Raw genomic sequence first — 19439 nt, 5'->3', positions numbered from 1 at the left:
GAAACAGCTTATGACTACAGATTGCAAAGAAGAATTATCAAATTGCACTTCTAGGTACAGAGAAGAAATTGTAAACAACAAAAAAGCAATTGAACAAATCATAACTGGCAATAATAAAATCAATATAAGCGATTACTTTTATCAGGGTAATACAATCTGTAATGAAGAACTATTTAATGTAGGAGGCGAGTGTCAAGATACACAACGTGGTAAATATACGTATGATGAATGGAAGCAAAAAATTGAAAAATCTCACGCTAACGAGTTGTTAAAAGACAAAAATTTGCAAGAAACGTTAAAAAGCAAAGATTCGCAAGAAGAGTTAAAAGGCAAAATATTAAAGAATTTTGAAGATTATGAAAAGTATTATGAAAAGTATCATGAAGAGTATTATAAAAATGCTACTGAAGCTATAAAAAAAGAATTAGACGAAGCTATAAAAAAAGAATTAGACATAGATTCGAAATTAAAGGCAATATTAAAACAAAAGCAAAAACCAGAATCAGAAACTGATGAAACTCGAGCATATTATGACGTTATACGAGGTTTATATGAAAATGGAGACATGCGCTCTCAACTAAAGTGCAATGATCTTGATTGTTTCAATAGAACAATAGAAGATAATCTATCTCAAAAACAATCCGAGCTAGCTGCTATAAAGGATGACTTTTTGGATAATACGCAAAATATTTTTCAACATATTCAAGTTGAAGATAGTATTTTTTAGAGAAATAGGGAGTGTTAAATAAACTGTGTCAACTCGATTTTTAACCTACCAGGAAAAAAGATATCAAGTTGAGAGATAGTAAAAGCCCAATCATGTATAGGCATAGTCCATTTCTCTCCTGCCTTCTTTATAGCACAATATACCTATTCATACAAGGCATTTGTGCTAGTAAATGAGCCCTTAGTTTTAGTAAATTTTCTGATCTGTCTATGTAACCCTTCAATAGGATTTGTGGTATAAATTAACTTTCTTACAGGGCCGGAATATTTAAAATAACTAGACAGATTTTCCCAATTATTCTCCCAAAACTAAAGTATATTTTTCTCCCCATTTTTCCTCCAGTTCAAGTAAATAATTCTCGGCTATTTCTCTACTTGATATGTTTTTTTCAAATCATTCATGAAAACTTTTGCTCGATACATATTTCAGTGAATTTCTTATCTGATGTACTATACATTTCTGCTTTAGGAAATACGCTATTTATAGCTGTAGGAAAGCTTTTTAACACAAGCTATCAGAATATCATCTACTCCTCTCTCCTTTAGGTCATTTAGTACTCCCAACCAGAACTTCACTTTCAGCCAAATAAAAACCCAAAACTTCTTTTCTGCCATTTTGCTAATATGTTATACATACATTTGCTTACACAATGCCCGTCCTCCTTGACCTTAAAAAACCATGAACACTATTGGATATACAGATTGCAGCGGACGACTGCGCCATTCGTTGATTACCGGTAACAATTTGTCAGTAATACTTGATATCTCTGCTGCAGATATTTTATATTTCTTCTACATGCGATGCTATATCCCATGCCACTGGCATATGTACTTAAAACCTTTGCTTCAAGTTCGGTTTGTTTGCCTTTTTCTGACTACTTGTGGCTCGAAACTTCCTTCTCTATCTCTTGGTGTCAATAGTTCAAATACTTGTCCGTAAAGTCTTTGAATTTCTTCGTTTGTTTTCTTTGCTTTCAGCCGACAAATGGTTTTCTATCTCGCCTTCCCTCTAGCAGTTTTTTTATAAATGGTGTTAATGCTCCATCTCTTCCTGTCAATGGTCTTCCTTCTCGTATAGATGATAAGATATTTGTTTCTAATTCTTTATAGTCTACCAAACCGGTAGTTGTGTTTGCTTGACTCATTGTCAAACCTCCATTTTTTTATCAATTTATTACTTTACTTCTCGGTTTGACACAGTTTATTTAACACTCCCGAAAGGAACAATGGATCCCAGTTTCTGAGCACTGGGATGACAAGGTAGTAAGCACTGGGATGAAACCTTTTTGCTTCAATATTTTGCACAGTAGCCATGCAACTTAACAGATACTTTTCTCTTCATTTATCCTAAGGTTTTTATGGGTTAAAAAACCCATAAAAACCTTATATAAAACCCCTGTTGTGATTAAAAATACACTAAATCTTGGTTTTCACATGTTTCATTTTCTGCCATAAGCGACAATAATTTTGTGCTCTCATAGAAACTTTTTGCACTAGCTTCTAAGAGATTAGATTTTACTTCTATAAGTTCACATTTAATCTGATCTATTTTCTCATTCAAATTTTTATGTGCATCTTCGATTAATTTATTCATTTCATCTTCTAAAAGCTTCCTTACTTCTTTGTTTTGTGAAGTGACAAGATCATTTATTTTGCTTGTAATTTCAGGTTTTATAAGGCTTTCAATTTTTTCTTCAGTATATTTTTTTACTTCTTCTTCTACCTGAGTTTTTATTTCTGGCTTTAGCAAATCTGCAACTTCTGGTCCTACTTTTTTCACTGCTTTTTCAGCTGCATTTTTTGCTGCTTTTTCAGCGTTTGCTTCTACTGACTTTACTGTCTTATCAATTGAAGTCGATATTTTTTTTTCTATTTGATTAGCTTTTTCGGTAGCTATTTTGTTAGCTTTCTCTTCAGCTAAAGTTAGCATTTTTCCTTCTATTTTTTTTACTTCATCTTGAGCTGCTTTTCTAGCTTCTAGTTTTAAATCGTTACCCATTTTAGATATTACTTGTTCTGCTGCTTTTTTTGCTGCTTTATCTATGCCCAACCAGCCTCCTAATGTATCACTCACACCATATGCTAAAGTTTCAGAACTCAATTGACCTTCTGAATTTTGTGGCTGGTTCCTGTGTACTTTCCATACTGTATTCTGTGTGTCGTAACTCGATTGACTTTCCGAATTTTTTGGTAGTGAATTGAACAGGTCAAAATTTGATCTTAGATTATAATAGCTTGGTTGATCGTTCGAATTATTACTATATTTTGCCATATAATATACTCCTTAATTTAAAAACTATACTAATATTAATATACAAGTACAAAAATTATATTAATATTAGTATTGCTTTTCAGGGCAGTAGTATAAATTTATAGTACCTTTTGAAAAAATTCATGACTTGACGACAAAGAGCATTATATTGGTATCATGACTGACTTGGAAAAGATGAGAGAAAAACTGCAAAATCAAATTAATTATCATAATATCTTATATTATCAAAAAAGTAAGCCAGAGATAAGTGATGCTGAATATGATGAACTGAAAAAAAAGTTAGCTGCAATAGAGCCAGAAGCTTATGCAACACAAGATAGTGTTGGTGCTCCGCCTGATGAGAGATTTTCTAAGGTGGAACATCAAGAACCTATGCTTTCTCTTGAGAATGCTTATGATGAACAAGGTGTAGAAAAATTTTTGTCTAAAATAAAGAGATTTTTAATTGCAGATGAAATAGAGATATTATGTGAGCCAAAAATTGATGGATTGTCATTTTCTGCAATTTATGAAGATGGGAAATTTGTTAAAGCTGCAACTCGAGGTGACGGTTTTGTAGGAGAGGATGTAACTCACAATGTTGCAACAATAAAAGACTTTCCTAAGTTTTTACAAGATGTGCAAGGAAGACTAGAAGTAAGGGGTGAAATATATATCAGTAACAGCGACTTTTTAAAGTTAAATGAAAATAATGAATTCGCTAATCCTCGAAATGCAGCTGCTGGTTCTTTAAAGCAATTGAATGCGAACATTACAGCAAAAAGGCCTCTTAGATATTTTGCTTATTCTTTAATTGGTGGAATAGAGAAAAGTCAAAGTGAAGTACTAGAAAAACTTGAGAAACTTGGTTTTTGCGTAAATGAGCATCGTTCCTTAACAAGTAGTTTGAATGGAATGATAAAGTTCTATAACGAGATCTATGATTATCGTTATAACTTGGATTATGATATCGATGGGATAGTCTATAAAGTGAATGATTTGGTGCTACAAAGTCGTCTGGGAAGTACACACAAAGCGCCACGCTCAGCGCTTGCATATAAATTTTCTGCGGTTTATGCAAAGACAAAGTTAAATAAAATATTTATACAGGTGGGTAGAACGGGGGTTTTAACTCCAGTTGCAGATTTGGTACCAGTCAATATTGGCGGAGTGCTAGTTAGCAGAGCAAGTCTACATAACCAAGATGAGATAAAACGTAAAGACATAAGAGAAGGAGATGTTGTAACAATTAAAAGAGCTGGAGATGTAATTCCTCAAATTGTCAAAGTAGATGAAGGTTCTCGTCATGCAAATATGCCTGAATTTGTGTTTCCTGACATATGTCCTGAATGTGGTAGTAAAGTGCAGATTGAAGGAGTTGCAGTAAGATGTCCTGAAGAATTTAATTGCAAGGCTCAAATAGTAGAAAAACTAAAACATTTTGTGTCAAAAGATGCATTTGACATTGTTGGCCTTGGTGAAAAACAAATAAAGTTTTTTTATGATCTGGAACTAATAAGACAAATTCCAGACATTTTTATTTTAGAGGAAAGATTAAAAGAGTTTTCCTTAAAAGAGCATCATGGTTGGGGCGAGAAGTCAATAGCTAATCTATTAAGTGCTATACAAAGCAGAAGAGTAATCTCTCTAGATAGGTTCATATTTTCTTTGGGTATCAGATTTATCGGCCAAGTTGCAGCAGAATTGCTCGCAAATTATTATGTATCTTATGATAACTGGTATAATTCGATGTCATCAAATGATGTTGAGTTGGTAGGTATAGATGGTATAGGAGAAAAAGTAGCTGAATCTTTAAAATCGTTTTTTTCTCAGGAACGTAACATTAAAATGTTAAATGATCTTACTGCATATCTGCAAATTCTTCCCGTGAGCTCCAACTCTAGCGATTCTTTTTTGAATAACAAAATTATAGTGTTTACTGGTAAGCTACGTGCTATGAGCAGAGGGGAGGCAAAAGTAAGAGCTAAAGTTTTAGGGGCAAAGATCAGTTCAAGCCTTTCTACTAAAACTGACTATTTAATTGCAGGAGAAGATCCAGGTTCAAAATATAAAAAAGCAATGGAATTGGGTGTGGAAATTTTAGATGAAGAACAGTGGAACAAATTGTGCTAAACACAACTTAATCTGACGGGAATGAATTAACTGATAGAAGAATGGGAGTGTTAAATAAACTGTGTCAAATCGCATTTTTAGTTCAACTCGATTTTTAACCTACCAGGAAAAAAGATATCAAGTTGAGAGATAGTAAAAGCCCAATCATGTATAGGCATAGTCCATTTCTCTCCTGCCTTCTTTATAGCACAATATACCTATTCATACAAGGCATTTGTGCTAGTAAATGAGCCCTTAGTTTTAGTAAATTTTCTGATCTGTCTATGTAACCCTTCAATAGGATTTGTGGTATAAATTAACTTTCTTACAGGGCCGGAATATTTAAAATAACTAGACAGATTTTCCCAATTATTCTCCCAAAACTAAAGTATATTTTTCTCCCCATTTTTCCTCCAGTTCAAGTAAATAATTCTCGGCTATTTCTCTACTTGATATGTTTTTTTCAAATCATTCATGAAAACTTTTGCTCGATACATATTTCAGTGAATTTCTTATCTGATGTACTATACATTTCTGCTTTAGGAAATACGCTATTTATAGCTGTAGGAAAGCTTTTTAACACAAGCTATCAGAATATCATCTACTCCTCTCTCCTTTAGGTCATTTAGTACTCCCAACCAGAACTTCACTTTCAGCCAAATAAAAACCCAAAACTTCTTTTCTGCCATTTTGCTAATATGTTATACATACATTTTGATCAACGTGCTAACATAGAAGCTAAAGACGATGATGGATGGACACTTTTACACTATGCTGCATGGAAAGGCCGTACAGAGATTGTTGAATTTCTTGTTGATCAAGGAGCTAATATTAATGCTAAAGCTAATGGTGATAATAAAAAGCCTATACATGCTGCTGCTAAAGCAGGTCATAAAGAAATAGTAGAATTTTTTCTTAGTAAGGGGATAGGGGTTGATGATGCTGATAATGATAAATGGACACCTTTACACTATGCTGCTGGGAGAGACCATATAATGGTTGTTAAATTTCTTGCTGATCAAGGAGCTAACATAGAAGCTAAAGACGAGAAAGGACGGACACCATTGTACCATGCTGCATGGGGAGGCCATAAAGAGATTGTTGAATTTCTTGTGAATGAAAAAAAAGCTAATATTAATGCTAAAGATAATTGTAATAGTAAAAAACCTATACATGCTGCTGCTAAAGAAGGTTATAAAGATATAGTGGAATTTTTTCTTACTAAGGGGATGGGGATTGATGATGCTAATAGTAATGGATGGACGCCTTTACACTATGCTGCATGGAAAGGCCATAAAGAGATTGTTGAATTTCTTGTGAATGAAAAAAAAGCTGATATTAATGCTAAAGTTATTTATGAAGGTAAAAAGTCTATACATATAGCTGCTAAAGAAGGTTATAAAGATATAGTGGAATTTTTTCTTACTAAGGGGATGGGGATTGATGATGCTAATAGTAATGGATGGACACTTTTACACTATGCTGTTGCTTATAGCCATTTCGAGCTTTCTAGATTTCTCCTTGCTCAAGGAGCTACCATAGAAGCTAAAAATAAGGATGATAAAACATCTTTAGACTTAGCTCGCGAAAGAAATAACACGGGAATGGTACATCTTCTAGCGCAAGCAAAATTAGATAAAGACTTGAGAGTTGCAGTTATAAGAGGAAATCTCCAAACAGTTAAAAATCTTATTGAGCAAGGTGCTAACATAGAAACTAAAGACAAGGAAGAATGGAAACTTTTACACTATGCTGCTGTGAGAAACCATATAATGGTTGTTAAATTTCTTGTTGAGCAAGGAGCTAACATAGAAACTAAAGACGAGAAAGGACGGACGCCATTGCACCGTGCTGCTGAGAGAGGCCATAAAGAGATTGTTGAATTTCTTGTTGATCAAGGGGCTAGCATAGAAACTAAAAGTAAGGATAATAAAACACCTTTAGACTTAGCTCGCGAAAGAAATCACACAGAGATAGTAAATTTAATGCAAGCAAAATTAGACCAAAAACTGACAGCAGTTCCGAAAGAAAATCTCCAAACAGTTGAAAATCTTGCTAAGCAAAGTGCTAACGTAGAAGTTAAAGATATGGATATTTCCAATGACAATTTAAAAAGTGACAGAAGTGCTTCTTCTAATGATAGCTTAGAAAGTGACGGAGATATTGCTCCAGGTACGACTGTAAAAGAGGCAAAAGTAGAATCTTATACTAAATCAAGAAAAGCACAAAGACAATAAGTTGAAAATGTGATGTAAAGGAGATATGTGCAACTGAGACTGAGGTACATTAGCCAATCTATTTGTTAAGCCTGGTGATAAGGTATAACTCGAATGTAACATGACAACGAATCCTGTCATCCCAGTGCGTGGTCATAATCTCATCAAAAACTCAAAATTCCTGGATCCCACCTGGGATGACACCAAATGAGCTACTCGCATTTTTGAGGACAATATTTGTACAGTTGTGTGTGTGCTACTAAAAGGGTGTCATTCAAGTAGCTGACACTGAAATCCAGAAAAGAAGGCAGTGTCTGGACACTGACACTATGTTTTTATTTTGCCACTCTGCTGTGTAAACTTACTCCGCAATAAGCTTTTTCTCTTTTAGCAAATCTTGTAATTCACCTTTTTCATACATCTCACGGATTATGTCACAGCCACCAACAAATTCTCCCTTTATATATAATTGTGGAATTGTTGGCCAATCAGAAAAACTTTTTATGGACTGACGTATTTCATCATTCTCAAGTACGTTGATGCATTTAAACTTTACATTCAAGTTTTTGAGAATTGACACGACAAGTCCAGAGAATCCGCATTGAGGAAAATCAAAGGTGCCTTTCATATACAGCACTACATCGTTTTCTGCTATGTCTTTTTTTATTTGTTCAAAGTTGTTCATAAATATCACCTTAATTTTAAGTGCTAGTTTCTAATTGCAATGCATGTATAGACTGACCTTCAAGAGCTTTATATATCATTCTATGTTGTTCTATTTTTGTCTTTCCAGAAAAACACTTGGAAGTTATTTTTAAATGGTAGTGATCATCATCTCCAGCAAGGTCCTTAATCTTTATATCAGCATCAGGAAACGACTGTTTAATAATTCTCTCTAATTCATGAATTGTAATAGTCATCAGTTTATTTTAATTATAAGTCTAAGATATGCAATTGGTTATTGTGAAGACAATAGGTTCAGCGTGCTGAGAGCACTAGCAAGACGAGATTTTAATTGACTTTCATACTTATCCCAATCCTCTATTTCCTTTCTTGCAACACCTGAGGTAACTGCGGCTTTTGCAACAGCAGGAGATACTATAGAAATTAATCTTGGATCAAATGGAGTGGGTATTATATATTCACGTCCATAGCTCATTTTACGACCGCCATAGGCTGCAGATATCTCATTCGGCACTGGCTCACGGGCAAGCTTTGCTATTGCATCTGCAGCGGCAATTTTCATTTCTTCATTTATTGTCGTTGCATGTACATCAAGTGCTCCTCTGAATATATAAGGAAACCCCATTACGTTATTGACTTGGTTGTTATAGTCTGATCTACCAGTTGCAATTATTGCATCTGGCCTGACAGACTTTGCAAATTCAGGCCTTACTTCTGGATCAGGATTAGCAAGAGCAAAAATGATCGGGTCTTTACCCATGCTTTTTAACATCTCTTCGCTGAGCACATCCTTTGCAGAGAGTCCGATGAATACATCAGAGCCTTTTATGGCATCAAGTAGAGAACGTTCTTTAGTGTCAATTGCATATTTTTCCTTCCACTCATTCATGTCCTCTTTTCTGTCTTTGTGTATTACTCCTTGTTTGTCACATAGTACTATGTTCTTAGCGCCCATAGACTTTAGTATTTCCAAACACGCAATACCAGCTGCTCCAGCTCCATTCATGATGATCTTGACGTCTTCTAATTTCTTTTCAGCAATATCGAGGGCATTTTCTATACCAGCTGCAACAACTACTGCAGTTCCATGTTGATCATCGTGAAAAACCGGAATATCCATCAACTCATTTAGACGTTTCTCTATTATAAAACAATCAGGAGATCTTATATCTTCTAGATTTATTCCCCCCCAACTTGGACCAAGATACCTTACTGCATTGATGAAATCTTCTATGTTTTCTGTGTCAACTTCTATATCAATTGCATCAATGTCAGCAAAACGCTTAAATAAAACAGCTTTTCCTTCCATGACGGGTTTTGAAGCAAGAGGACCGATATTGCCAAGTCCCAGCACTGCGGTGCCATTTGAAATGACAGCCACATAATTGCTTTTTGCCGTGTAATCATAAACAGCTTTAGGATTTTTAGCTATTGCAAGGCATGGAGCTGCAACCCCAGGGGAATAAGCAAGTGATAGGTCATACTGTGTGGATAAGGGTTTTGTTGGTATAATCGACACTTTACCAGGTTTACCACCCCTATTATGATACTTCAGTGCTTCTTGTTTTGTGGTGTTATCTAAATCATTATTCATTCTTATGCTTTGAGCTTATTGTTAGTAATTTTTTAAGTATATGGGGTTTTTATGAATGTTCAACTATTAGCTTGTGAACTCTATTGTACTTCTGTATAAATTTATCTACTACGTAGGGTGATGTGACATGCTTAAGAAAAACGTGCCTAATTTGCTAACAATTTCTCGTGCGCTCGCAATACCGGCAATAATATCAAGCTTTTATATAGAAAGTAAATATGCAAGTCTAATAACAATATTGATCTTTATGTTTGCGTGCATTACAGATTTTTTTGATGGTTATTTAGCGCGTGCATGGAAAGTCCAATCGAATTTTGGCAAGTTATTTGATCCAATTGCCGACAAGTTAGTAGTAGCTTCAACAATAATCATGCTAGTTTATAAGCATAAGATAGATGATATTACAATTATACCGTCAGTTATAATTGTTTGTAGGGAGATATTAGTTTCAGGCTTGCGGGAGTTCTTGATAGCTACAAACGTTAGTTTACCTGTGAGTAAGGCTGGGAAAATTAAAACATTTTTGCAGATGGTTGCTATAGTAGCGTTAATAATGAGTGATTATGAAGCAACTAAATATATAGGTGTGGTTTGCTTATGGGCTGCGGCTGTTATGACTATGTGGTCAGGCTATAATTACGTTCTAGCTGGCATCAAACAGATTGACTAAATTACTTAAGAGTATACAAAGAAAGTTAATAATTTCACAATATTGACTGATTAGTTAAAATCCTGTATAATGTATTAGTTCATAAGTTGGTCTGTTCATATGACTAGTATTACAGGCACTAAGTTTTTTTTAAAAAGATCCAAAGGTAAAAAAGGTGCTAAAATGGAAGATTTTTTCTGGGATTTTTGGCCAACAGTTGATGAAGAAGTCAGAAAAGAAAGAGAGGAAGAAAAAAGAAAAAAGCTCGAACAAGAACTATTAACACTAAAAAAAAGAGAGCTACATAGGAAATGTGTATCATTGGTAACAATGGTTCCATTTGCATTATTGATGGCAATTGAGCTCGAAAAAACATGTAGCGATCAGGTATTACTTGGCCTTATAAGCAGCTCATTAGGCCATACTATATTACCTTTCACAGTCTTATCCCTTATTTGCACGCTATATTTAATTTATAATAATAGAAAAATAGCAGAAAAAGAACGAGAATTGGAGAATATTGAAAGTGGGAAAACAGTAGAAAAAGAAAAGAGAGACCTTCCTTGTACCGTTGATGATTACTTTAACTATGCTGATGCTGCTTTAGTTACATTAGTTATTGTGGCTAGCATAGTAGGTGAAGCATTGGAGCAAGGAATAATAGGAGACGTAGCTTTTTCAATTTCTAGTCTATTTTACTTTGTAGCGAGTGCTACTTTTTGCTATCGTGAGTACAAGAAAAATAAAAATTCTGAAGTAGAAAAAGAGCAAGATTTTGATGAGAAATCTGAAAAAAAGACAAGCAATATGTCTGCAGCTAAGTTAATGCTCGCTGGTTCTTCTTTATTACTAATCAGGAAAATAATATTGATTTCTGGAGTAGCATTAGCATCATCTGCTGTTGGGCCTGCTTTAGGTCTGGTAGGTATTGCTCTTTTGATGGTAGGAAGTGGATTGATCACACATTCTTATAGTAGAAAGCTAGAGAACGTAGAAGTGAGTGGAAAGGGTGTTGCAATAGGTGGTGGTGCGAGCAATATAGGTAATGGTGGCCAAGAGACGCTTTTCGTTCGATGATAATGCCAAAAATTTGTTTATTTAGGTAATATTTAGTCTATACTTTATTTTGATCAAAAAAAATCTTATGTATAAGACTTTAATCATATGCTTTTTTCTTCTGACTTGCCCCTTCACGCAGTCGTATGCGAATGATCTTGAACACACTGAAACTGAACTATATGAGGAGGCAGTTAAGCTTTATGATCAGAAAAAATATAAGCAAGCTATTAGAGCATTTCAAAAGATAGAGGATTTGTATCCTTTATCTTATTGGGCAATGAAAGCCAAATTATTGTCTGGGGTTTCTCACTATAATATGGGTAAATACAGCGGTGCTGCAAGTGATATGGATGATTATATATACGTTTATCCAAATGGTGAAGATTTGCCATATGTATATTACTTAAGAGTATTATCTTATTACATGCAAATTAACAAAGTGCAGCTTGGGCAACAAATTGCATATAAAACTTTAGAGCTAGCTACTGAATATATTAATCTTTTTCCGAATAGCGAATATATAGAAGAGATCAAAGAAAAAGAAAAATTAATCACAGAACATATATCAAAAAAAGAGTATTCTATTGGTGAATTTTACCTAAAGCGTGGTGAATATTTAGCAGCAATTAAGCGTTTTCAAGATATGATAAGCGATAAATATTCTTCTAGAGTTATTAGTTATTTAATAACAGCTCACTTAGCTCTTGGCCTTGACTTAGAAGCTGAGCAGTATGAAAATATGTTAGCAGAAGGGGTGAATTAGTTTTTTTATGGCTGGTCATTCACAGTTTTCAAATATAAAACATCGAAAAGGTGCTCAAGATGCAAAGCGCTCGCAAAAATTTACGAAGCTCATTAGGGAAATAACAGTTGCTGCAAAACAAGGGCTACCTGATCCCGAGCTTAATCCACGTCTTCGCTCTGCTATCTTTGCTGCGCGAAAGGAAAATCTACCAAAAGATAAAATAGAAACAGCAATAAAAAATGCAACTGGTAACGTTGCTGGAGAAAATTATGAAGAAATACAATATGAAGGCTGCGGACCTTCTGGTACTGCAATTATTGTTCATGCTCTGACGAATAATCGCAACCGAACCGCTTCTGAGATACGTTATATCTTTTCTCGCAAAGGCGGTAATTTGGGAGAAACAGGATGTGTGAGTTACCTTTTCGATCATGTAGGCTTAATTGTCTATAAAGCAGAGGGTATAAATTTTGAAGATTTATTTAACTATGGAATTGAATTAGAAGTATTGAATGTTGAGGAAAATAACAAGGAAGAATTATATGTTATAACTTGTGGAGTGAAAGATTTTGGTAGAGTGCGTGATGCTTTCTATACAAAATTTGGAGAACCAGAACTTGCTCGTCTTTCATGGCAACCAAAGGACCTGATTGAAGTTAGCGACAAAGAATTAATTGATAAATTATCTACATTAGTTGAAGAGCTAGAAGATAATGATGATGTGCAGTATGTTGAAGGTAATTTTATTTTTGCTGATAAACTATGAGGCTGGTAATATTTCTACTGCTTTGTATTTTACCAGCATATGCAACTGAAACATTTGCGCAGAAAGACTATTGTCATTCCAGTGCCCAGACACTGGAAATTGATTGTAAACAGCACGCTATACAACATTTTCGATTAAAAAATTGGTCAAGCACTGGAATGACACTAACCCACTCTCCAGTGTTATTCCAAGACGGGATCAGGAAAAAAAAAGCTACAGAAAGTGATAGAAAGTTGTTATTCATATCCAGTGACATAAAATCCTCTTTTTTTGATGCAGAAGGTTTGGCGCCAGATACAATAATGAGATTAATCGGCATATATAAAGATTATGGTGTAGATTTTAAAAAAGACATTGTGCCAAAAGGTAAGTTGGAGGTTCTTTTTGAGAAATCGCTCGGTAATCAGAAGGCTGAAGAAAAAATTTTATATACTTCACTCACAACAAGCAATAAAGCTATAAGTTTATATTATTATGAGTCACAAAACAGCAAAGAAGAGTATTTTAATAAAGAGGGGGTAAGCTTGAAGAGTAGCGAAATTTTTGTAAGTCCTTTAAACGGAGATTTTCGTATATCCTCGAATTTTGGTAATAGAAAGCATCCCATTCATGGTAAAATTGCTTTTCATAAAGGAGTAGATTATGCAGCTAAACTTGGCACTCCTATACACGCCACTGCAGAAGGTGTAATAGAATATATAGGAAAGAATGGTGGCTATGGGAATTACATCAAAATAAAGCACAACAATAAATATTCAACTTGTTACGCACATATAAGCAAATTTAGTAGCGATGTAAAGTTAGGCTCTAAAGTAAAGCAGGGTCAGGTTATAGCTTATGTTGGTAGCACTGGTGTTGCAACAGGGCCCCATTTACATTATGAAGTTATGTATAATGGTAAACACATTGATCCGCTTACGATAGCTCATGGCAATGAGATAAAGTTGCCTGATTGTGAATTAAGAGAGTTTAAATTATTTGTAAGTAAGGTAGATGAAATAATCAGCAGAGAGGGTGCAAGTGAAAAAGCAATCTGATGAAGACAGTACAGATAAAAATACAATAAATGATAGAAATCTAAGTAAAATTCGGGCTTTTCCTGTACTAATAGCGCTAGGGTTAATTTTATTGGTACTTTTTGTGTATGACAGCACAATTGCACTTGGAGTTGCTGCTGTTTCAATATTGACTTTTTCTCAAGGATTTTTCGTTAATGATCCTAATGAAGCAAGAGTGATAGAGTTTTTTGGTCATTATATTGGAACTTATTTTAAGTCTGGAATATGCGTAACGCTTCCATTTTCGAGTAAATATAGAGTTTCTTTGAAATTTCAGAATATCAATACAGAAAAAATTAAAGTTAATGATGCTAATGGAAGTCCGATAGAGATTTCAGTAGTAATTGTTTGGAGAGTGAGCAGTCCTGCGAAGGCATATTATAATGTTAATAATTATCATGATTTTGTTTTTGTGCAAAGTGACTCGGTAATTAGAGAACTGGCAAGTAATTATCCGTATGATAGCGAAAACGATGAGGAATCTTTGCGTAAAAATTCTGATAAAATTTCAAATGAATTGAGATCAATGCTACAACAAAGATTGAATATTGCTGGAATTGAAATTACAGAAGCGAGAATATCGCATTTGGCGTATTCATCTGAGATTGCACAAGCAATGCTGAGACGTCAACAAGCACATGCCATCACCTCTGCAAGAAGGCATATAGTGCAAAATGCAATAGGAATTATCGAAGAAGTAATAGCCCATTTTGAAAAAAATAAAAGCTTACAATTGGATGGAAAACAAAAGGTTCAATTGATAAACAATTTGCTAGTTGCTCTGATCTCTGAGCAGGATGCACAGCCGACTATTAGTTTGGATAATAATTAGCATAGAAGCCGATTGGGTTTCATGAATGCAAGTCACTGTTAATTTCTTGATTAATAGACTAAATGATGTTATAAATTACACGCATTAGGGGTGCTCTAAAAAAGCTGAGAGTACATAAAGTACAACCCTTTGAACCTGATCTTGTTAAAACAAACGTAGGAAAATGTATGTATATAAATATTGAAGAATGCTTTGGCTTCATCGCGTTCATTACATCTCTCATTGGGTTATTGCCTCAAGTATATAGAGCATATATCACAAAACTTACTCGTGACGTATCGATGCTAATGTTGGTGAATTATCTTATTTGTTCATCATCTTGGCTTATTTACGGTATTTGTCAGGGTTTAACTTTTGTGATACTCAGTAATATTGCTGGATTAGTGATCAGTATAATATCAATTGTTCAAAAATGTTACTACGATGCAAAAACTGCACGAAGCGTTTTATAACCATATGCTACATTGTAGCGTGGAGCAAGAATATCGTTCTATTGTAGTACTAAATGGAGAAATACCTGATTCATCGTTTTTTAAACAAGATATACCTGTTATTGCTGTAGATGGAGGAGCAAATAAGCTTCTATCAATTGGCGTAAAACCTGATCTTGTAATAGGAGATTTGGATAGTATAAATCCGAATTTACGTGCTAATTTAAATACAGTATATCTACCTGATCAAGATTATTGCGACTTTTCTAAAGCAATGGCTCACTTAAAAACAGTAAAGTTATTGCCATCAATAGTAACGGGTATTACTGGAGGAGCAATTGATCATATACTACAAAATATTAACTTTTTTTAAGTACAGATAGTATCTTTTATATGCCTTCGCCTCCCATGGTGGGGTACGCCTTACAAAAAGGTATTAGCTATTTTTCCTCTTTGCTAAAAAATACTAAAATATCCTTACTTGGTATACCGAAAGCTCAAATATCAACTAAAGGATTACAATGGGAACTGTACCTTAGTAACCTTGCTTTTCCAGGAAAGAATTCTTGCTTTAATCGAAGTTTAGGCAATGAGTTATCTATAGAAATACACAGCGGCGTGTGTTTAGCAATGATATATTTAGAAGCAGTAAATGATGATGGTGTGTATTGAGTTAAAACATTAAGAAAAAAAAAAGTAGAAAAACCGTGTTAACACTAATTCTAAAAACTACAGGCGCCTGTTGTTAGCTAAAGTAAAGGTCAAATATCTGGAATTCTGGACATAAAATCCTCCTGTATAAAAAAGATTCAGAATGTACACACAACAGATGTGGCTGAATTTTTATTGAAAAATTGGTTAAAAGGTCTGCAGACCGAGATAGATTTTGAGCTCTCTAAATATCTCTACCATCATTATAATGGCATCTTGAGTATGCGGAAGCAATTTTTTCATTAAAATAAAAAATTTTATTCTACAGCGAATAAAAAGGAGTTTGCTAATTTTCATACTGATCGGATTTCACTACTCAAACCTAGAAACTTTAATGTATCAAGGTATCTGTTCAGGGGAATGTGCAAGTCATTGCTCCCTTTCTTGTCATTCCAGTCACAGCTGTACGAACATTGTGGTTTGTGGGCAATTCGCGTAGCAGACGGTGTCATTCCAGTGCTTGACACTGGAATCCAGCTAAGTTGGTAAACACTTTACAACGTTTTGGATGGAACTCTGTGAAAGGACTGGATGCCAGTGTCAAGCACTGGAATGACACCATTTGCTGTGCAATTTACCTGCAAAAATGAATGTTCGTACAGCTGTGTGCTTGACGCTGGAATCCATTATACTCCGTAAATTTAATTGGTTTCATGACATCAACTTTTGCATTCCAGTTATGCAAGAAATCTATTGTATAATATTATTATCACCCTCTTGATAGTTTGTTAGCTCCTCTCTTCCTGAGTTACTTGGTGCAATTATTTGATCAGATTCAGTTGATGGTTCATCAGATCCAAACAACCATGAAAAGAAATTACCAAAAAATGACCCTATTAAAGAAAAAGGCTTCATAAATATACTAAACAAGTTACTAAAAAAAGAACTTTCTGTCTCTGTAGATTCTGGAGTAGAAGCAGCATAAGCTTGTACATCTGTTTCTTCTATGCTTTCCTCCTCTTCCTCTAAATCATCTACTTGTCTCTCTCCCTGTTGTGTATCAGTATCCTCCTTTAGATTTCCTTCATTATCTTTCGATTCTATAATGTCATCAATTTTTTCTTTGGCTTTTTTTAATAGAGTTTTTATTTCTTCTGTGCTAGCTAAATCTAAAGGAGTATTTCCATCCTTATCTGCTAAATTAATATCTATTTCTTTTATTTTCAGTAGGGCTTCTACTACTTTTATATCGCCACTCATAGCAGCATAGTGTAAGGGAGTCCTTTCATATAGATCTTGTGCATTAACATTTGCTCTTACTTGTATTAGAACATTTACTATCTCCAAGTTTTCTTTGTGAACAGCCCAATGTAAAGGAATCCTTCCATCTTTGTCCACTGCATTAACATTTACCCTTGCTTTTATTAGAGCAATTACCATTTTAAAGTTCTCCTTTTGAATGGCATAATATGAAAGAGTCTTTCCTGTTTCATCCGATATATTAACATCTGCTCCTTTACTTATTAGGTGTCTCACTTTCTGAACATCACCTTCTTGAACAGCCTTAAGTAAAGCAGCATTTATTAATGGCACTTTTATTTCTTCGTCAATAGCTAAATCTAAAGGGATCTCTTCGTTTTTACCTGTTATACTAACATCTGCTCCTGCTTTTATTAGAGCCACTACTATCTCTTTGTTGTTGTTTTGAGCAGCTAAATGCAAAGGAGTCTCTCTGTTTTTATCTCTTATATTAAGATCTGCTTCTGCTTTTATTAGAGCTACTACTATCTCTTTGTTGTTGTTTTGAGCAGCATAATGTAGAGAAGTCTTTTTGTTGTTATCTTGTGCATTAACATTAATTTCCTTGTTTCCTAATAGGGCTTCTGCTATTTTCACATTGCCACATTTTATTTTAGCATTAGCATGCCGATCCCAATCCCAATAATTATTTACCTCATCTTGATTTGATATATCATGGTAGCACATTTCAACAGCCAAATGTAAAGGAGTCTGTCCTTTATCATTTTTTGCATTAACATTTGCTTCTTTCTTTAATAGGTCTTCTACTGCTTTCAAGTCGCCAAGTCTGGCAGCCAGATGTAGAGAAACCTTACAATGCTCAGCTTTTACTTCTTCGTATTTATTTAACACGTGGCGTTCTCGAGAAGAGTCATAAGCAATAAAATCTGCTCCATTATCTAATAGAACTTTTGCTATATAAGAATGATTATTTTTAACAGCCCAATATAGAGAATTACCTTGAGATCCATCATATGCATTAACATCAGCTTCTTCAATTATTAGGCGCTTTGCTTCATTAAGATCACCTCTTTTAGCAGCATCAAGTAAAGCAGCATCTATATTTCTGATTGAATAATTCATTTAACACTTCTCTATAAAATTGCATTACTATAGTAAGGTAATTAATAATTCATGAAATCTGGGTTGTAGAAATAATGATTATCCTTCGTGTTTTTCAGTATATTTAAGTAAACTATATATAAGAATTGCAATTATAGAACATACAACTGTTAATAGTAAATTTGGTAAAATGCCATAAGAAAAGAATTTTCCTACTATGTATATTCCAACAGCCCCAAACATCATATTGCAAAATGAGAGAACTGCACTACCAAGCCCTATACTTTTGACCGTTTCTAAAGCAGAAGTTACGTTATTGCTGATTACGAGTGCAAGTCCTATATTGCTTGGAATCCAAAGAACTTGAAGAATAAGTACGTTCAATTTGTTCATGAAATAAAAATATACCAATAAACCATCAGATATTATTGGTAATACCAAACCTATGATTAGCATCTTGCTCACTCCTATTTTTGGTACGTACCTTCTGTTAATTAAAGTGCCGATTACGTAAAATATGACTATGATTGATATGAGATAGCCAAAATATTGTACTTCAATACCCATTGATTCAAATATGAACGGATAGTTAGCAATGTATGCCCAAAGCCACATGAAAGTTAATCCATGAATGGCTGAAAACCCAAGAAAACGATAATTCTTAAATATTAATATATACTGCTTGAAGATATTAATGCTGGCTTTACTTTTATTTACGGTCACCGTTTCTTGTAGTTTCGAGTAAATAAAAATGAGCATAATAATTGCAGCAAGTGATATGATAAAAAACAAAAATTTCCAACTATAACCATGTGAAATTATATAACTGCCTACCACTGGAGCTATTCCAGGTGAAAGCGCTACTACCATATTTAACTTTGAGATTACTCTTGAGTATTCACTACCTGAATACATATCCCTGATTGCTGCATATCCGACAACGCCTGCAACACCAGCTCCAGCTCCTTGTATAAAACGGATTAATATTAAAAGTATAATATTATCAGCTATGCAACATACAATACTTGCCAAAGTAAAAATTGTCATACCAATAAGCATTATTAGGCGCCTACCATAATAGTCTGACAATGGGCCATAAATTAATCCAGATATTGCAATTCCTAATAAATTTAAACTGATCGTAAGCTGCGCTATATTACCTTTCACCTTAAAATAGTTGGCAATACTTGGCAATGCAACTGAGTATAAGTCTGTTGCCATATCAACAACTGCTACAGATAATATCATAATAAGAGAGATGATATTTTGTGAAAAAGCTGTCGACACTAATGATTTACTGGATT

At 34.2% G+C, this 19439-nt stretch carries 18 protein-coding genes, 2 pseudogenes and 1 riboswitch; of the genes and pseudogenes, 12 read left to right on the top strand and 8 right to left on the bottom strand.

Translation table 11 applies throughout. The annotated features are described in order from the left end of the window. Window positions 1-10: 10 nt before the first annotated feature. Entirely contained in the window at window positions 11-727 is a 717-nt protein-coding gene (locus ACICP1_RS03500) for a hypothetical protein (RefSeq protein ID WP_395461088.1), read from the top strand. Between the two features lie 14 nt (window positions 728-741). On the opposite strand, the pseudogene ACICP1_RS03495 reads toward ACICP1_RS03500, so the two are convergent. Together ACICP1_RS03495 and ACICP1_RS03490 are read right to left on the bottom strand one after the other, a co-directional pair. After that, window positions 742-1871: pseudogene (locus ACICP1_RS03495) on the bottom strand (IS256 family transposase). A gap of 260 nt (window positions 1872-2131) precedes the next feature. Next, window positions 2132-2998 carry a hypothetical protein gene (locus ACICP1_RS03490; protein WP_395461087.1) on the bottom strand — a complete coding sequence of 289 codons (867 nt, stop codon included), beginning with the start codon at window positions 2996-2998 and terminating at the stop codon, window positions 2132-2134. 156 nt (window positions 2999-3154) lie between these two features. Between ACICP1_RS03490 and ligA the strand changes: the two genes are divergently transcribed. Continuing rightward, window positions 3155-5110: an NAD-dependent DNA ligase LigA gene (gene ligA / locus ACICP1_RS03485; protein ID WP_395461086.1), complete on the top strand. Its 1956-nt coding sequence runs from the start codon at window positions 3155-3157 to the stop codon at window positions 5108-5110. Window positions 5111-5187: 77 nt separating this feature from the next. Here ligA and ACICP1_RS03480 read toward each other — a convergent pair. Then, window positions 5188-5807, bottom strand: a pseudogene (locus ACICP1_RS03480) (transposase); the annotation flags it as partial. Between ACICP1_RS03480 and ACICP1_RS03475 the strand changes: the two are divergent. Beyond that, window positions 5788-7326 carry an ankyrin repeat domain-containing protein gene (locus tag ACICP1_RS03475; protein ID WP_395461085.1) on the top strand — a complete coding sequence of 513 codons (1539 nt, stop codon included), beginning with the start codon at window positions 5788-5790 and terminating at the stop codon, window positions 7324-7326. The pseudogene ACICP1_RS03480 and the gene ACICP1_RS03475 overlap by 20 nt on opposite strands. Before the next feature lie 340 nt (window positions 7327-7666). Here ACICP1_RS03475 and grxD read toward each other — a convergent pair whose 3' ends face one another. From grxD to ACICP1_RS03460, 3 genes are read right to left on the bottom strand one after another with little or no spacing between them, the layout of a single operon-like run. Next, window positions 7667-7990 (bottom strand): Grx4 family monothiol glutaredoxin, encoded by a 324-nt coding sequence (gene grxD, locus ACICP1_RS03470; protein WP_395461084.1) that lies wholly within the window; start codon window positions 7988-7990, stop codon window positions 7667-7669. A gap of 16 nt (window positions 7991-8006) precedes the next feature. Continuing rightward, window positions 8007-8225: a BolA/IbaG family iron-sulfur metabolism protein gene (locus tag ACICP1_RS03465; RefSeq protein ID WP_395461083.1), complete on the bottom strand. Its 219-nt coding sequence runs from the start codon at window positions 8223-8225 to the stop codon at window positions 8007-8009. 38 nt (window positions 8226-8263) lie between these two features. Then, window positions 8264-9583 (bottom strand): malic enzyme-like NAD(P)-binding protein, encoded by a 1320-nt coding sequence (locus tag ACICP1_RS03460; RefSeq protein ID WP_395461082.1) that lies wholly within the window; start codon window positions 9581-9583, stop codon window positions 8264-8266. Window positions 9584-9710: 127 nt separating this feature from the next. On the opposite strand from ACICP1_RS03460, the gene pgsA reads away from it, so the two are divergent. The 9 genes from pgsA to ACICP1_RS03415 all read left to right on the top strand — a co-directional run bounded on the left by pgsA (window position 9711) and on the right by ACICP1_RS03415 (window position 15795). Next, on the top strand, window positions 9711-10253 hold the full coding sequence (gene pgsA / locus ACICP1_RS03455; protein WP_006012406.1) for a CDP-diacylglycerol--glycerol-3-phosphate 3-phosphatidyltransferase: 543 nt from the start codon (window positions 9711-9713) through the stop codon (window positions 10251-10253). A gap of 99 nt (window positions 10254-10352) precedes the next feature. Then, on the top strand, window positions 10353-11309 hold the full coding sequence (locus ACICP1_RS03450; protein ID WP_395461081.1) for a hypothetical protein: 957 nt from the start codon (window positions 10353-10355) through the stop codon (window positions 11307-11309). Between the two features lie 67 nt (window positions 11310-11376). Further along, a complete protein-coding gene (gene bamD / locus ACICP1_RS03445) occupies window positions 11377-12054 on the top strand; it encodes an outer membrane protein assembly factor BamD (protein ID WP_264682389.1) in 678 nt (225 codons plus the stop codon). A gap of 7 nt (window positions 12055-12061) precedes the next feature. Further along, complete coding sequence (locus ACICP1_RS03440; RefSeq protein ID WP_264682391.1) at window positions 12062-12802, top strand: YebC/PmpR family DNA-binding transcriptional regulator; 741 nt, start codon at window positions 12062-12064, stop codon at window positions 12800-12802. After that, a complete protein-coding gene (locus tag ACICP1_RS03435; RefSeq protein ID WP_264682393.1) occupies window positions 12799-13839 on the top strand; it encodes a M23 family metallopeptidase in 1041 nt (346 codons plus the stop codon). Before ACICP1_RS03440 ends, ACICP1_RS03435 begins: the two co-directional genes overlap by 4 nt. After that, a complete protein-coding gene (locus ACICP1_RS03430) occupies window positions 13823-14692 on the top strand; it encodes an SPFH domain-containing protein (RefSeq protein WP_264687197.1) in 870 nt (289 codons plus the stop codon). Before ACICP1_RS03435 ends, ACICP1_RS03430 begins: the two co-directional genes overlap by 17 nt. Before the next feature lie 76 nt (window positions 14693-14768). Continuing rightward, a riboswitch (TPP riboswitch) is annotated at window positions 14769-14871 on the top strand. Next, window positions 14860-15144: a SemiSWEET family sugar transporter gene (locus ACICP1_RS03425; RefSeq protein WP_017532519.1), complete on the top strand. Its 285-nt coding sequence runs from the start codon at window positions 14860-14862 to the stop codon at window positions 15142-15144. Its footprint overlaps the riboswitch before it by 12 nt. Continuing rightward, a complete protein-coding gene (locus tag ACICP1_RS03420) occupies window positions 15116-15496 on the top strand; it encodes a thiamine diphosphokinase (protein ID WP_395461080.1) in 381 nt (126 codons plus the stop codon). Before ACICP1_RS03425 ends, ACICP1_RS03420 begins: the two co-directional genes overlap by 29 nt. A gap of 20 nt (window positions 15497-15516) precedes the next feature. Beyond that, window positions 15517-15795, top strand: coding sequence for a hypothetical protein (locus ACICP1_RS03415; RefSeq protein WP_395461079.1), 279 nt, complete (start codon window positions 15517-15519; stop codon window positions 15793-15795). Window positions 15796-16524: 729 nt separating this feature from the next. Here the strand turns inward: ACICP1_RS03415 and ACICP1_RS03410 are convergent. Together ACICP1_RS03410 and ACICP1_RS03405 are read right to left on the bottom strand one after the other, a co-directional pair. Then, window positions 16525-18156 carry an ankyrin repeat domain-containing protein gene (locus ACICP1_RS03410; RefSeq protein ID WP_395461078.1) on the bottom strand — a complete coding sequence of 544 codons (1632 nt, stop codon included), beginning with the start codon at window positions 18154-18156 and terminating at the stop codon, window positions 16525-16527. Between the two features lie 78 nt (window positions 18157-18234). Then, window positions 18235-19383: a Bcr/CflA family efflux MFS transporter gene (locus tag ACICP1_RS03405; RefSeq protein ID WP_214303343.1), complete on the bottom strand. Its 1149-nt coding sequence runs from the start codon at window positions 19381-19383 to the stop codon at window positions 18235-18237. Between the last annotated feature and the right edge of the window lie 56 nt (window positions 19384-19439).

The sequence above is a fragment of the Wolbachia endosymbiont (group B) of Ablattaria laevigata genome, assembly GCF_964277395.1.
Classification (GTDB): domain Bacteria; phylum Pseudomonadota; class Alphaproteobacteria; order Rickettsiales; family Anaplasmataceae; genus Wolbachia.
Note: the sequence above shows the minus strand (reverse complement) of the source record. Positions and strands in the feature narration are given on the sequence as shown.

What these genes read in the sequence shown, in the direction of transcription:
- ACICP1_RS03425 (WP_017532519.1), top strand. Translation starts at nt 14,860, where the DNA reads ATGTATATAAATATTGAAGAATGCTTTGGCTTCATCGCGTTCATTACA.
- ACICP1_RS03440 (WP_264682391.1), top strand. Translation starts at nt 12,062, where the DNA reads ATGGCTGGTCATTCACAGTTTTCAAATATAAAACATCGAAAAGGTGCT.
- ACICP1_RS03415 (WP_395461079.1), top strand. Translation starts at nt 15,517, where the DNA reads ATGCCTTCGCCTCCCATGGTGGGGTACGCCTTACAAAAAGGTATTAGC.
- ACICP1_RS03405 (WP_214303343.1), bottom strand. Translation starts at nt 19,383, where the DNA reads ATGATATTATCTGTAGCAGTTGTTGATATGGCAACAGACTTATACTCA.
- ACICP1_RS03490 (WP_395461087.1), bottom strand. Translation starts at nt 2,998, where the DNA reads ATGGCAAAATATAGTAATAATTCGAACGATCAACCAAGCTATTATAAT.
- ligA (WP_395461086.1), top strand. Translation starts at nt 3,155, where the DNA reads ATGACTGACTTGGAAAAGATGAGAGAAAAACTGCAAAATCAAATTAAT.
- bamD (WP_264682389.1), top strand. Translation starts at nt 11,377, where the DNA reads ATGTATAAGACTTTAATCATATGCTTTTTTCTTCTGACTTGCCCCTTC.
- grxD (WP_395461084.1), bottom strand. Translation starts at nt 7,990, where the DNA reads ATGAACAACTTTGAACAAATAAAAAAAGACATAGCAGAAAACGATGTA.
- ACICP1_RS03460 (WP_395461082.1), bottom strand. Translation starts at nt 9,583, where the DNA reads ATGAATAATGATTTAGATAACACCACAAAACAAGAAGCACTGAAGTAT.
- pgsA (WP_006012406.1), top strand. Translation starts at nt 9,711, where the DNA reads ATGCTTAAGAAAAACGTGCCTAATTTGCTAACAATTTCTCGTGCGCTC.
- ACICP1_RS03410 (WP_395461078.1), bottom strand. Translation starts at nt 18,156, where the DNA reads ATGAATTATTCAATCAGAAATATAGATGCTGCTTTACTTGATGCTGCT.
- ACICP1_RS03475 (WP_395461085.1), top strand. Translation starts at nt 5,788, where the DNA reads ATGTTATACATACATTTTGATCAACGTGCTAACATAGAAGCTAAAGAC.
- ACICP1_RS03420 (WP_395461080.1), top strand. Translation starts at nt 15,116, where the DNA reads ATGCAAAAACTGCACGAAGCGTTTTATAACCATATGCTACATTGTAGC.
- ACICP1_RS03465 (WP_395461083.1), bottom strand. Translation starts at nt 8,225, where the DNA reads ATGACTATTACAATTCATGAATTAGAGAGAATTATTAAACAGTCGTTT.
- ACICP1_RS03500 (WP_395461088.1), top strand. Translation starts at nt 11, where the DNA reads ATGACTACAGATTGCAAAGAAGAATTATCAAATTGCACTTCTAGGTAC.
- ACICP1_RS03450 (WP_395461081.1), top strand. Translation starts at nt 10,353, where the DNA reads ATGACTAGTATTACAGGCACTAAGTTTTTTTTAAAAAGATCCAAAGGT.
- ACICP1_RS03435 (WP_264682393.1), top strand. Translation starts at nt 12,799, where the DNA reads ATGAGGCTGGTAATATTTCTACTGCTTTGTATTTTACCAGCATATGCA.